12 protein-coding genes are annotated in these 12,860 nt (G+C 43.1%); 5 read left to right on the forward strand and 7 right to left on the reverse strand.

Going from position 1 to position 12,860, the window contains the following annotated elements; genetic code table 11:
• Positions 1-31: 31 nt before the first annotated feature.
• The gene (locus QR721_RS10590; protein ID WP_348026743.1) at positions 32-937 is read left to right on the forward strand and encodes a cation diffusion facilitator family transporter; all 906 of its coding nucleotides are present in this window, start codon (positions 32-34) and stop codon (positions 935-937) included.
• Between the two features lie 39 nt (positions 938-976).
• On the opposite strand, the gene QR721_RS10595 is transcribed toward QR721_RS10590, so the two are convergent.
• Together QR721_RS10595 and QR721_RS10600 are read right to left on the reverse strand one after the other, a co-directional pair.
• Positions 977-1,861, reverse strand: coding sequence for a DMT family transporter (locus QR721_RS10595; RefSeq protein ID WP_348026745.1), 885 nt, complete (start codon positions 1,859-1,861; stop codon positions 977-979).
• A 165-nt stretch (positions 1,862-2,026) separates the two neighbouring features.
• The gene (locus tag QR721_RS10600; protein WP_348026747.1) at positions 2,027-2,245 is read right to left on the reverse strand and encodes a heavy-metal-associated domain-containing protein; all 219 of its coding nucleotides are present in this window, start codon (positions 2,243-2,245) and stop codon (positions 2,027-2,029) included.
• Positions 2,246-2,469: 224 nt separating this feature from the next.
• Here QR721_RS10600 and QR721_RS10605 point away from each other — a divergent pair, with 224 nt between their 5' ends.
• The gene (locus QR721_RS10605) at positions 2,470-2,742 is read left to right on the forward strand and encodes a hypothetical protein (protein WP_348026749.1); all 273 of its coding nucleotides are present in this window, start codon (positions 2,470-2,472) and stop codon (positions 2,740-2,742) included.
• 138 nt (positions 2,743-2,880) lie between these two features.
• Here QR721_RS10605 and QR721_RS10610 read toward each other — a convergent pair whose 3' ends face one another.
• The 3 genes from QR721_RS10610 to QR721_RS10620 all read right to left on the reverse strand — a co-directional run bounded on the left by QR721_RS10610 (position 2,881) and on the right by QR721_RS10620 (position 3,982).
• On the reverse strand, positions 2,881-3,123 hold the full coding sequence (locus tag QR721_RS10610; RefSeq protein WP_348026751.1) for an SHOCT domain-containing protein: 243 nt from the start codon (positions 3,121-3,123) through the stop codon (positions 2,881-2,883).
• 239 nt (positions 3,124-3,362) lie between these two features.
• Complete coding sequence (locus QR721_RS10615; RefSeq protein ID WP_348026753.1) at positions 3,363-3,824, reverse strand: DUF4240 domain-containing protein; 462 nt, start codon at positions 3,822-3,824, stop codon at positions 3,363-3,365.
• A 32-nt stretch (positions 3,825-3,856) separates the two neighbouring features.
• The gene (locus QR721_RS10620; protein WP_348026755.1) at positions 3,857-3,982 is read right to left on the reverse strand and encodes a hypothetical protein; all 126 of its coding nucleotides are present in this window, start codon (positions 3,980-3,982) and stop codon (positions 3,857-3,859) included.
• 478 nt (positions 3,983-4,460) lie between these two features.
• Here QR721_RS10620 and QR721_RS10625 point away from each other — a divergent pair, with 478 nt between their 5' ends.
• Both QR721_RS10625 and QR721_RS10630 read left to right on the forward strand, forming a co-directional pair.
• Positions 4,461-4,784: an ArsR/SmtB family transcription factor gene (locus QR721_RS10625; protein ID WP_348026757.1), complete on the forward strand. Its 324-nt coding sequence runs from the start codon at positions 4,461-4,463 to the stop codon at positions 4,782-4,784.
• A gap of 15 nt (positions 4,785-4,799) precedes the next feature.
• Complete coding sequence (locus QR721_RS10630) at positions 4,800-7,373, forward strand: heavy metal translocating P-type ATPase (RefSeq protein WP_348026759.1); 2,574 nt, start codon at positions 4,800-4,802, stop codon at positions 7,371-7,373.
• Positions 7,374-7,576: 203 nt separating this feature from the next.
• Here QR721_RS10630 and ilvD read toward each other — a convergent pair whose 3' ends face one another.
• Positions 7,577-9,280: a dihydroxy-acid dehydratase gene (ilvD, locus tag QR721_RS10635; RefSeq protein WP_348026761.1), complete on the reverse strand. Its 1,704-nt coding sequence runs from the start codon at positions 9,278-9,280 to the stop codon at positions 7,577-7,579.
• Between the two features lie 320 nt (positions 9,281-9,600).
• On the opposite strand from ilvD, the gene QR721_RS10640 reads away from it, so the two are divergent.
• Positions 9,601-11,574, forward strand: a complete 1,974-nt coding sequence (locus QR721_RS10640; RefSeq protein WP_348026763.1) for a methyl-accepting chemotaxis protein — start codon at positions 9,601-9,603, stop codon at positions 11,572-11,574.
• Positions 11,575-11,657: 83 nt separating this feature from the next.
• On the opposite strand, the gene QR721_RS10645 is transcribed toward QR721_RS10640, so the two are convergent.
• A complete protein-coding gene (locus QR721_RS10645; protein ID WP_348026765.1) occupies positions 11,658-12,812 on the reverse strand; it encodes an acyl-CoA dehydrogenase family protein in 1,155 nt (384 codons plus the stop codon).
• Between the last annotated feature and the right edge of the window lie 48 nt (positions 12,813-12,860).

A 12,860-nucleotide genomic window follows, 5' to 3' on the forward strand; every position in this document is an offset into this window, starting at 1 on the left:
GGTAAAATGGGAAAACAATAGAGAAAGGGTGGTGAAATTTTTGAAGGACGGTGCACGTGCAGTAGTCACTGCAACATGGGTCGGCATTATTGTGAATGCTTTCCTCACTATATTGAAAGCTGTTGGCGGAGTTCTTTCTGGAAGCCGTGCGCTCATCGCTGACGCGCTTCATTCCGCTTCTGATATTGTCGGGTCAATTGTTGTGCTGCTCGCAGTTAAAATCGCCAACAGGCCACCTGATAGGGAACATCCATATGGACATGGGAAAGCGGAAAATGTAGCTTCTCTCATCGTCGCCATATTACTTATCATCGTAGGGGCAGAAGTCGCTTATTCATCGGGAAAGATTTTCTTTGGAGAAAGGCCTGTCCCACCGGGTAAACTTGCCCTTGCCATCATTATCATTTCCATACTTATCAAAGAAGTACTCTTCCATTATAAGTATCGTCTTGGCAAAAAATATAACAGTACAGCCTTAATAACAGAGGCTTGGCATCACCGATCTGATTCACTTTCTTCGCTTGCCGCACTAATCGGTATTGGTGCCGCAATCCTCGGAGGAAAGTTCAATATTCCTTGGCTCCTATACGGAGATGCTGTTGCTGGACTAGCTGTATCACTTATCGTTGTGAAAGTCGGTTACTCGCTTGCCAAGGAGTCTTCCCTCGTTATTATGGAAAAAGTGCTGGATGATGAGTCTGTTGAGCCGTATATTCATACAGCTTGCAGCATTGACGGTGTAAGAAGAGTCGATACAATCCACGCCCGCACACATGGCAGCTATCTTGTCATCGACTTGAAGCTGGGCATCAATCCAGACCTTTCTATTGAAGAAGGCCATCGTATTGGAAAACGAGTTAAGAAGCAACTGATGGAAAAACATTCAGAAGTTGAGGATGTACTCGTTCACTTGAATCCTTACAATGACAAAAATTAAAAAAGATAGCGATGCCTGTAACCCGCATCGCTATCTTTTTTAAATATCCGGTAAAGGGGCTTTTCTTCGTTGCTGTGAAAGAAAGATAAAAACACCAACAAGCACGATACAACCGCCAAAGACTTGTAAAAGCGTGACCTGCTCATGAAGCAGAATTGCTGCTAGTATAGTCGCTCCAACCGGCTCCCCCAATACACTCATCGAAATCGTTGTCGTATTTACATAGGATAGAAGGAAGTTGAAGATAACATGAGAAAGTGATGGGAAAATGGCGAGCAAAATAAAGATCCCCCACTCCCCTCTCTCATAACCTGTCATCGGCACACCTTTCACCAAGTTAAATAGATTCAACGCCAGTCCTGCAAAAAGAAAAACAGAAAAACTGTAAATCCAGTGAGAAATGCGTTTCACTTTATTCTGACCAATAAGCAAATACCCGACAACAGCAATGACACTTAGAAAAGAGAGAATATCACCAAGAATGGCCAAGCGGCTGCCATGCCCAAGGTCTCCCCATCCGATTAGCATAACGCCGGCGATTGCCAAGCCAACTGAAAGGATGACACGCAATCCAGCACGTTCTTTATAAAAAATAAATCCGCCTAGCAGCGCAATAATCGGTTGCAGTGCAAGAATCATTGTAGAACTGGCCACTGTTGTCAGATCAAGAGAACCGAACCAAAGCGCAAAATGGAAACCGAGACAAAGTCCTGATAATGCTAGAAATCCCCATTCCGACTTGGATACGCGGACAAAATCATGACGCTTTCGCCAAACAAATGGAATAAGCAAAAGACTCGAAAAATACATCCGGTACATACTTGTCACTGTCGGAGGAGCATCCGACCATTTCACAAAAATTGCTGAAAACGAAATTGCGATGATTGCTGCAAATAATAGCAATCCAATCTGCTTCTGTTTCAATTGTTCACCTACATCTCATGATGGAATTATTATGAAAAATGTCGGTATTATTTTATCACGTTAAAGTTCGCCTCTCTGATAACAGTCTATTCTCAATTTTATGTAAACACTCAGAAGCCCCCATCAATGCTTGAGTAAAGCATTGATGGGGGCTCGTCTTTAATATTACATATTCGTATCGATCATTGGTGTATATCCTGCTTCAGCAATCGCTTTTTCCAAGTCAGCAAGCGTTACTTTTGCATTATCAAAGTCTACAACCGCTTTACCAGGATTGCTTGTTACTTCCACATTGTTAACACCTGGAAGCTCCTGCAAAGCATCTTTTACTGATTTCTCACAATGATCGCAAGTCATGCCTTCTACACTAATTGTTTGTTCCATTCTATATCTCTCCTTCAATTAAACTGATATCTGTTTGCCACTAGCGGCAAACGAATGTATTAACCTTAGTCTCTAATACTATTTCCGCTTTTAAATTTTTCGAAACATCCGTACATTTCACTTTTCAAATCTAGTTTATAAAAAACACCATTCTTTTGAGTGACATCTTCTAAAAGCGGGAAGAAGTTTAAAACAAACGATCGTTTAATATGAGGAGGATACCAATGGTTAGAGGGCTAAGCATAGTCGTTTTGCTGCTAATCGTTGCAATTGCGATCATGTTTTTGACAGGTGCTTGGCAAAGCAGAGGTCCTGGATTGAACAGTCGTATGAAGCAGCGTTCCATGCCTGAGGGGAAGAAACAGATTGTGCTTCGAAAATTGATTCATGCTGGAAAAGAAGATGAAGCCATTCGGAAGACACAATTATTTTACGGAATAACAAAACGAGAGGCAGAAGACTATATAAGAAATCTGAAGAAGGAGACATTGAGGTAACTTTATTAACGCAAGGAGAAACAACATTATAGTCGGAGAACAGCTGGCGGACTGGTTCCGTTTATTCCTGCTGTTTTTATTCGTACCGACCTGGACACGACAGCCGCTGAATATGGATGAGCGGCTGTTTATTTATCATCATTCTTCTTTTAGTTTCTGAATGAGCCGATCATACTCTTCAAAGGTGATTTCACCTTTTGCGAGCCGCTCTTTCGCAATATCGATTGCATGCTGTCCACCAGACTTCGTTTCAATAAGATCATTGTAGATATTTCCTCCACTCTTCGAACCTGTACGAAATATTGCCATGGCTCCTACAATGATCAGAGCGATTGTGACTAGCCACAAAATCATCCCCATACTACCCATATAGTTCATCATAGTACACCCTCCCTTTACGTTTCTTTTATTCCCTTGATAGCCTGCTTGAATTAGAAAACAACTTAATTATTGGATTATCTTTTTTAAAACAAGACTACAGACAGGGTTGCGATCGGACCAATTAGCAACAATAGAAGAAAACAGTTAAGCCCGCTCCTGTTCTTTCCTTGAGTAATTCCGGTTCATTAAAGCCAATGTGAACCAACATACAGCATATTGTTCATATCGGCTAACCCGTTTTATTCCCAACCTTTTTCATTAGAGTACGTTTCGTAATCAAAGTAAGGGATATAATCCATTTCATGGCCAGTTTTTTCTTCGTATGCTTCGCTTGCAAGTTCCAGGAGTTCCTCGAATTCATATTCATAGTCAATACCTTGCATTAGGCTAGGATCCTTCAAACAGGCTTCGTAGAATTCCTTGCCTTTTGCTACACAAAGGCAGCGTACATAAAGGAAGAAATCGGGAGAGAAGTATTCTTCTCCATCAATGACGCTCTTACTCATTCCATCGGCATGCTTTTTGGTATCAAGGTTATACAACTTACGGGAAAGTGTTTCCTCAAATTGCTCAATCTGTTCTTCAGAAAAACTAAGCAGTTTCTCCATAGCTTCCTCTAGTGGTTCATCAGCGTCCAACTGAATTAAATCAATCACTTCCCAAAAGGTTTTATCTGGCATGATATTCACTTTATTTTGCATTTGAATTCTCTCCCTCAACTTTTCACATTTGTTTAAAAGATATCGGTGAATAATTTAATTATCAATCTTGGTATGAACAATATCATATCAAACAAAGCTTCAAGGACTGCATCTACAATGTTTTCTCTTGCCTCTTTCCATTTACGCTTCTTACCCATCCTTATTTCTCCACCTTCGGCAAATGCATTATCCCAATGGTCATAAAAAACGACAAATTAAAATTGTTCTCGTTGTCATCCTATTTGATTGATTACCTCTCATTCCATATCTTAATTTTCTATTGTATAGCCAACCTGATGTAATCTTGATGTAATCTACTTACGATAGATGAAGCATTTAAGCTCACGAATGCTCCATGAATTGTGCTCAGACTACTTAGCTGGATGTAAATGGTGAAAGTGATATAACCATTATTTAGTTTACCAGTTAATTCATAAGTTCCCAAGACGTTCATATCAATTCGACTTTTTCAGCATTTGAATCAGTCACCCTCGCAATAGCTGTAACATCAGTCCAAGCAGTACCGTTTGTGCCAGCAAATTATAAATAATGAAGATTGACAAACATATTAAAAATTAATAATATGTACTCATACACATATTAATAAATTCTAATATATACTGGAGGTATGTCGAGATGCTGGACACAGCTTTGGATACTAAAGTTCAATTCCTTCATGGCTTTTCACACCGGACTCGCATCCAAATCCTTGACCTGTTGCGGACTGGTGAAAAAACAGTCTCTGAAATCATGCAATCAGTTAGCGGCAGCCAGTCAAGCATCTCCCAGCATCTTGCATGCCTGCGCGGATGCGGACTTGTCAGCGGGAGACAAGAAGGTAAATTCATGTACTACAGCTTAAGCAATGAAAACATTCATAAGCTGCTCAATATGTTTGACGAAGTGTTGACCGATGTCGCTAATGACGTCAATTCCTGTCAGCATCAAATTAACGATTAAGGGAGGATTTTTCAGATGGGTAAATCTTGCTGCGGACACGCAGAACAGACAAAATCGGGAGGCTTTGCCGTACACGATTCAAAATGTGAAAACGGAAATAATGGACAACTAGCAAAAAGTGCTTCTGCCAATAGTGGTGATTCATGCTGTGGAAGTGATGACTCAGGCGGTTCCGGGTCAGATGATGAAGATGATTGTTGCAGCTCACATAGCAATCATCATTTAAACAATTCCAACCATGAACATTCGCATGCTGATGTACCAGTCCGAACAAAGGAAGTAATTCAGAAGAAATATAAGGTCGATGGTATGGACTGCCCTTCCTGTGCCGCTTCTATTGAAAAAGCGCTGAATGGCAAGGATGGTATCATCTCTGCGACAATCCATTACAGTGTTGGCAAGCTTAATGTTGAAGGCTCTAATGATGCAGCATTCATACAAGTAGAAGACATCGTCCGCAAACTCGGTTTTCAGATTGAGGAAGAAAGACCGAATCGTCATGAACGCGTGTATGACGTTGAAGGGATGGACTGCTCTAGTTGCGCACTGAGCATTGAAAAGCATTTGAACAGTTTTGATGCTGTACGAGAGGCTCATGTCAACTTTGCGTCTGGTACACTGACAGCCGATCATAGTAACCCATCTGAGGAAATTATTAAAGAAATTGAAAAGCTAGGCTACAAAGCTCGATTGAAATCAGCTGCTAAAGAAGAAACAGATTCCTCCCTCCTAAAAGGTTATGGAACGATTATTTCTTCAGGAATCCTGATTGCAGCTGGCTTCGTTATTCAACATACAACTGCACCTGCTCTTGTATCCATTTTGCTTTACGCAGCTGCCATTGTCCTTTCGGGTTACAAACCTATGAAAAGCGCATGGTACGCCGTGAAAAGCAAGTCACTCGATATGAATGTACTCATGTCCTCTGCTGCAATCGGAGCAGCGATTATCGGTGAATGGTTCGAAGGCGCGACCGTCGTCTTCCTCTTCGCTCTCGGCACTGCCCTGCAGACGAGCTCCCTTGAGAAGACACGCCGCTCCATCCGTGGCTTGATGGATCTTGCTCCTGATGAAGCTTGGGTAAAGCAAGGTACAGAGCTTGTAAAAAAACGAGCAGACGAAATTACCATCGATGAAATTATTATAATCAAACCAGGTGACCGTATTCCGCTTGACGGTACGATAATCGAAGGTCATTCGAGTATTAATCAAGCACCAATTACTGGTGAATCAATCCCGGTTGAAAAGCAGATTGGTGACACAGCTTTTGCAGGTACAATCAATGAGTCTGGTTCTTTGGAGATTAAAGTGACCAAACTTGCGAATGACACGGCAATTGCTCGAATCATTCATCAGGTTGAGGAAGCTCAAGATCAGCGTGCACCAGCACAAGCTTTCATTGACAGGTTCTCTCATTATTACACACCGATTGTTTTTTCAATTGCTTTGGCGCTCATCGTTCTTCCACCACTTTTTGGCTTCGGAACTTGGAGCGAATGGGTGTATCGCGGACTCGCATTACTTATCGTCGCTTGTCCTTGTGCACTCGTCATATCGACTCCAGTTGCCATTGTTTCAGCAATTGGCAATGCCGCCCGCAACGGTGTTCTAATCAAAGGTGGCACATTCCTAGAGAAAGCTGGCACTATTGATGCCATCGCTTTTGATAAAACCGGCACACTTACTGAAGGCAAGCCACAAGTGACAGATGTTATAACTAATGGCGTAACGGAATCCGAGCTGCTAGAAGTCGCCTTCACCCTTGAAGACTACTCAACACACCCGATTGCCAAAACGATTGTCGCTCATGCGAAAGATAAAGGGATTAAAAAAGCAGAAGGCCATGCTTTCAGTAACTTGACGGGCAAAGGCGTGCAAGCTGAGATTACTGGAACTATTCATTATGCCGGAAATATTAAGCTGTTTGACGCGCTTGGAACAGATTTAAAGATAATTCGTGAACAGGCTCTCGCTTTTCAAAAAGACGGCAAAACGATTGTCATTATTGGAACTGCCGAAAAAGCACTAGGTATCATCGCTGTTGCTGATACGATTCGTGAGACAGCTGTCCGTTCGTTGAAAGAACTCCGCAAAACCGGTGTGAAACAGCTCATCATGCTCACTGGTGATAATAAAGGAACAGCAGAAAAGGTTGCGAACGGTACAGACATCAACCGCTATTTCGCTGAACTGATGCCTGAAGATAAAGTAAAAGCAATCAAGCAGCTCCAGCAGGAAGGTCATCATGTCGCCATGGTCGGTGATGGAATCAATGATGCCCCTGCTCTTGCAACTGCTGACATTGGTATCGCAATGGGCGGCGCAGGAACAGATACAGCAATGGAAACAGCCGATATCGTACTCATGGCAGATAATCTAGAACAACTGCCTCATACGATGAAGCTGAGCCGCCGTGCTTTAAACATCATTAAGCAAAATATATGGTTCTCCATTTTGATTAAACTTGCAGCCTTAGTTCTAATTGTTCCTGGCTGGCTTACTCTGTGGATGGCCGTCCTGAGCGATACAGGTGCAGCCGTTATTGTTGTACTGAATGCACTAAGATTGCTAAAAGTGAAATCTCGCTAAATGTAATATGGAGTTGCTCCCCTGTACAGTCTAGTACGTGGGAGCAACTCCTATTTTTATGTAATGAGATCTAACCGGATTTACAAACGTTCTACTACTCGCACATAACTCTGTGCTCTCTCCGATCCCCTCTCTACTGTTCAATACAAAAAAGCCATTCAACGGGTTAAGCTCAACCCGCCGAATGGCTTTTTCAATCTTAATTATTCAGTTTCTTCCCGCTTGAAGTAGTCAGTGACTGCTCCTTTGGAAGCGGAAGTAACGTTGTGCGCATATTTGCCAAGTACGCCTTTCTTGTACAATGGCGGTGCTACGAATTTCTCTTTACGATTTGCAAGCTCTTCATCGGAAACGTCTACGAGAATCTCCTTAGTGGAGGAATCGATTGTAACAACATCGCCTTCTTGAAGAAGTGCAATCGGTCCACCTACTTGAGCTTCTGGCGCAATATGTCCAATTACAAGACCGTGTGTACCACCTGAGAAACGACCGTCTGTAAGGAGGGCAACTTTTTCACCGAGCCCTTTACCGACGAGAATCGCAGAGATGGAAAGCATTTCTGGCATACCCGGTCCGCCTTTTGGTCCTACATAGCGGATTACGAGAACGTCGCCTTCATTGATTTCGTTGTTCATAACAGCTTCTGTTGCTTCAGCTTCTGTATCGTATACACGTGCAGGGCCTGTATGACGTGTAACTTTAACGCCGGATACTTTGGCAACAGCACCTTCAGGAGCAAGGTTTCCTTTCAATACGATCAAAGGACCATCCTCACGCTTCGGCTTGTCCAAAGGCATGATAACTTTCTGACCTTCAGTAAGATAAGGAACATCTTCAAGGTTTTCAGCAATTGTTTTCCCAGTTACTGTGAGACAGTCGCCATGCAGGTAGCCTGCTTCAAGAAGTAACTTCATGACAGCCGGTACCCCACCGACATTACAAAGGTCTTCCATGACATACTTTCCGCTCGGCTTCAAATCAGCCAAATGTGGAACTTTCGCCTGGATGATGTTGAAATCATCAATTGTCAAATCTACATCGATTGCATGAGCAATGGAAAGCAAATGCAGGATTGCGTTTGTAGAACCGCCAAGCGCCATAACAACTGTGATCGCATTCTCAAATGCTTCTTTCGTCATGATATCTTTTGGATAGATTCCTTTTTCAAGCAAAGTGTATACTGCTTTACCCGCGTCATAGCAATCATCCTTCTTCTCTGGCCATTCAGCCGGATGAGAAGAACTGTAAGGAAGGCTCATACCCATCGCTTCAATTGCAGAAGCCATCGTGTTCGCAGTGTACATACCACCACATGAACCCGCTCCAGGACATGCATTACATTCAATGCGTTTCAACTGTTCATCAGAGATATCTCCGTTGTTATGCTTACCAACGCCCTCGAAAACAGATACAAGATCAATATCTTCTCCGTCTAGCTTCCCTGGGGATATCGTACCGCCGTAAACGAACAATGCCGGCACTTCAGAGTTGGCAATTGCAATCATGCAGCCAGGCATATTTTTATCACAGCCGCCAATAGCAACAAATGCATCAAGGTTCTCAGCACCGACTACTGTCTCGATCGAATCAGCAATGACGTCTCGACTTGGAAGTGAATATTTCATCCCGTTCGTACCCATGGAAATACCGTCAGATACAGTAATTGTGTTGAAGATGAATGGCACAGCACCAGCTTCACGCGCTCCGTCTTTCGCACGCAAGGCAAGGTCGTTAATGTGCATGTTGCATGGTGTTACTTCACTCCATGTACTAGCAATACCGATCATCGGTTTCTTGAAATCGTCATCTGTCAATCCTACAGCACGAAGCATCGCACGGTTCGGTGCACGCATGACACCATCAAATGCTTTACTGTGATGCCTAAGATCCTGTTTGTCCTGGCTCATTACTGGCTCCCCCTCCAAAATAAAAAATTCGCCTTGTTGTGCGAATTGTTATCGTTCGGTTGAAAATCACTATTTTCATAGACTTTTCATAAAAATGTGATTCGTCAAAAATATAATTATTATTATATAACCATTTTTCTAAAAGTTCAATGGACTTTCAGGTTTTCTCCTTTATTGTCGATTCAGGGGGAATTAAGTCCTATTTTGTTCGATTTGTAAAATATATTAAATTTTCACTGAAAGCGCTTCATTTTTGGTGCCAATGTCCGATATAATAGAATACAAATATAGGCAATATTTCTTAAGGGGTGAATCACCGTATGCTCAAACGTTTTAATTCTTCCATAAAGGCAAAAATTACAGCTCTGCTGCTGGCTATATCGCTTGGTCCACTTATTGTCGCAACAATCATCATAAGCTCCCAGTCGAACGCGGCCATACATAAGGAAGTCGAGGGCATGCAGACGAATAAGGCGCGGGACAATGCCCAATACATTAACAGCTGGCTTGAACAAAAGATTACAGCCATGGAAAATGTGATCGGTGCACATCCCGAATTCGCAAAGGGAAATAAAAAAGACATCATGCCTGTTTTGAAAACGATCGCAGAGGCGGATAACGATGTTAAATGGTACTCCTTCCTCAATGAAAAAGGGACTGCCCTTTCAACACTTGGCAAGACTGCAGAGGTAAGTGATCAGGAACATTTCAAAACAGTGAGCCAAAACAAAGAAACATTTATTTCCGATGTATTCCCTGATGTGAACTCAGGTAACAACATCCTGATTATTGACGTGCCGATCATAGATCAGAACGGCAGCTTTGCGGGGGCCGTCCAGGCAATTCTTGATCCTGCTCAAATTCTCACACTTGTTGATTCCATTAAAATTGGAGAAAGCGGGTACGGATACCTCGTCTCTTCTGAAGGAAATGTTCTCGTACACCGAAATGAGAGCAAAGTCGGAAAACCAGTTGCATCCGGAGCTGCATTCACAGAGTATAAACGTGACATACTCTCCAAACCGAATGGCTTTATGACCAATGACAATGACACGATTGCTTTCCAGCAAGTTGCCCTTCCAGGCTGGCATCTCGTGACTGTTGCACCTAAGAATGAAGTATTCGCCAATGTAGACCGTATGCGTTTCGTATCAATACTAATCATTGCTGGCTTTGTCGTACTTGTCGCAGTCGTTTCTTATGTCCTTGCTCGTTTCGTAATCCGCCAGCTTTCCGGCATTATTGGCATCATGCAAAAGGTAGCCAATGGCGACTTGCGTGAACGCCTCGATACATCAGGGACAGATGAAATTTCTCAGGTGAAAAAGAATATCAATCAGATGCTTGATGCTTTCTCTTCCCTTGTCAGCAAAATTACATCAACGACAAGGCATGTTGCTGCCTCATCAGGAGAATTGGCTCAGATTTCACATGATTCGTCACAAGCTTCCACGGCCATTTCACAATCCGTTGATTCAGTAGCAGACAGTTCAGAAGCACAATACCAGGCTTCTGAACAAGCAGCAGCTGCTACAGATGAAATGGCGCTAGGAATTATGAATATTGCCGAATCCGCTATTCAAGTCTCTTCATCGGCACAACTTGTTTCAGGACAGGTCGAACAAGGCAACAGCGATGTGAAGCAAGCGATTGGCCAAATTACGGTCGCGAGCGGCACAGTTAAAGAATCTGCTGCTATTGTACAGTCCTTGAAAGAAAAATCGCAGGAAGTGCATCAGATTATTACGCTTATTTCTGAAATAGCCGATCAGACGAACTTGCTCGCACTTAACGCTTCCATAGAAGCAGCACGTGCTGGTGAGCATGGTCAAGGCTTTACAGTTGTCGCGAATGAAGTGAAAAAGCTTGCCGTTCAGACAGGTGATGCAACTGTTGATATCCGGAATATTATTGATGAAATCATCCAGTCTACTGGTACAGCTTCAGAATCGATGAACGATGGTCTGGAAGAAGTACAGAACAGCATGGGTCAAATAGAGAAGCTAGGTGGCATATTTGATTCGATCCGTAATGCATTTAATGATGTGAATAGCCAGATTGAAAGTGTATCTTCACGTGCAGAACAAATTTCTGCAGGCACTGAGGAAGTCTCTGCTGCCACTCAAGATGTGACAACAGTATTCAAGACTGTTTTGGATGAGTTGAATGAAGTTGCTGCATCCGCCAAACATCAGAGCGAAATGGATGCAAGCATTGCTGCTGCTTCCGAGACATTGACACGCATGGCAAATGAACTTGAAGAACTTACTCAAGCGTTTAAGATTACTGAATAACGCGGATTCAATAAAACACAAAACCCACATCGCAAAAGCGATGTGGGTTTTATTATGCAACTAGATAAGGCATTTGTTTCTAATTAACGGAATTCAGCAATACCTTTGTTCGCAAGTTGCTGGATTGTAATGTCATCCATTGGCGGATTATGCAAGCCTGCTCGTACATCACGGTAGCAACGTTGCAATGGATTTTTGGCAGAAAGACTCCGTGCACCGACAATTCGCATTGCAAGGTCCACAACTTCCATCGCCTTATTGACGACAATCAGTTTCGCCACTCCGAGTTCTTCGCGCATCGCCATCCGTACATCTGCATCCCCGTCATCCCATTTGCGTGCCGTGTTGAAAAGAAATGTACCGCTCTCCATAATGCGAAGTTCAATTTGGCCAATCCGTTCTTTAACAGATGGAATGTCTGCAATTGTCCCTTCCATATCTCCTGGCGAGTAGCTTGTTGAGAATTTCAAAGCTTCTTCTCGCGCTGCCAAAGCAACACCATAGTAAGCTGCTGGTATGTGAAGGAGCCATCCTTGAGAAGGTTTCGGTCCAACTGGCCGATATTCAAGGAAATCATCTGATTCAAGTTTCACATTTTCAAAAACGACGTCCTCGCTACCCGTACCGTGCATGGCAACTGAATCCCAAGTATGGATCACTGAAACGCCTTCATGTTTGCGGCTGACGAGGAAATTCCCTACCTTCTCTGTACCTTCAATCGTAGCACTAACGATGAAATAATCGAGAATTGGTGCCATTGTTGTGAAGCTTTTACGCCCATTTAGAACCCAGCCGGATTCTGTCTCTTTCGCTGTCGTTAAAGGCAGATTTCCCCATGAAGGGCTTCCGGATGCAGGCTCAGATGCCGCATTGTTTACAAGGATACCATCTTCGATAACCTCTCCAGCTAGCTTATTGAATTTCCCATCAGGCCATGGATCATTTTCTCCAATATTCTTCATGACGCTCATATGCCAACCGATTCCAAGCCCAGTTGCTCCATCAGCTTTGGCAATCTCCACTTGCAGCTCAAGAAGCTCAACGAGTGAAATGCCAGTACCGGCAAAACTCTTCGGTATAGCTAGTGCCGGGTAGCCGCTCTTCTTCAAGTCTTCGAAATTCTCAAAAGGAAATCTCCCTTCCGCTTCCGCCTTCATTGCTCGTTCGCGGAAAGGCTTTACAATTTCTCTTAAATGTTCTAGCCGTTCTGCATGTGTCTCAAGTTCAGTCAGTTTCATCTTCCAAAGCCTCCTGCTTGCACCATGTAATTGCTTTCATTATAACAT

Origin of the sequence: Aciduricibacillus chroicocephali (assembly GCF_030762805.1) — a bacterium.
GTDB lineage: Bacteria > Bacillota > Bacilli > Bacillales > Amphibacillaceae > Aciduricibacillus > Aciduricibacillus chroicocephali.

Excerpts from the sequence above, each read along its gene's own strand:
- QR721_RS10600 (WP_348026747.1), bottom strand. The coding sequence starts at position 2,245 with ATGGAACAAACAATTAGTGTAGAAGGCATGACTTGCGATCATTGTGAG.
- QR721_RS10605 (WP_348026749.1), top strand. The coding sequence starts at position 2,470 with ATGGTTAGAGGGCTAAGCATAGTCGTTTTGCTGCTAATCGTTGCAATT.
- QR721_RS10610 (WP_348026751.1), bottom strand. The coding sequence starts at position 3,123 with ATGATGAACTATATGGGTAGTATGGGGATGATTTTGTGGCTAGTCACA.
- QR721_RS10615 (WP_348026753.1), bottom strand. The coding sequence starts at position 3,824 with ATGCAAAATAAAGTGAATATCATGCCAGATAAAACCTTTTGGGAAGTG.
- QR721_RS10620 (WP_348026755.1), bottom strand. The coding sequence starts at position 3,982 with ATGGGTAAGAAGCGTAAATGGAAAGAGGCAAGAGAAAACATTGTAGAT.
- QR721_RS10625 (WP_348026757.1), top strand. The coding sequence starts at position 4,461 with ATGCTGGACACAGCTTTGGATACTAAAGTTCAATTCCTTCATGGCTTT.
- QR721_RS10630 (WP_348026759.1), top strand. The coding sequence starts at position 4,800 with ATGGGTAAATCTTGCTGCGGACACGCAGAACAGACAAAATCGGGAGGC.
- ilvD (WP_348026761.1), bottom strand. The coding sequence starts at position 9,280 with ATGAGCCAGGACAAACAGGATCTTAGGCATCACAGTAAAGCATTTGAT.
- QR721_RS10640 (WP_348026763.1), top strand. The coding sequence starts at position 9,601 with ATGCTCAAACGTTTTAATTCTTCCATAAAGGCAAAAATTACAGCTCTG.
- QR721_RS10645 (WP_348026765.1), bottom strand. The coding sequence starts at position 12,812 with ATGAAACTGACTGAACTTGAGACACATGCAGAACGGCTAGAACATTTA.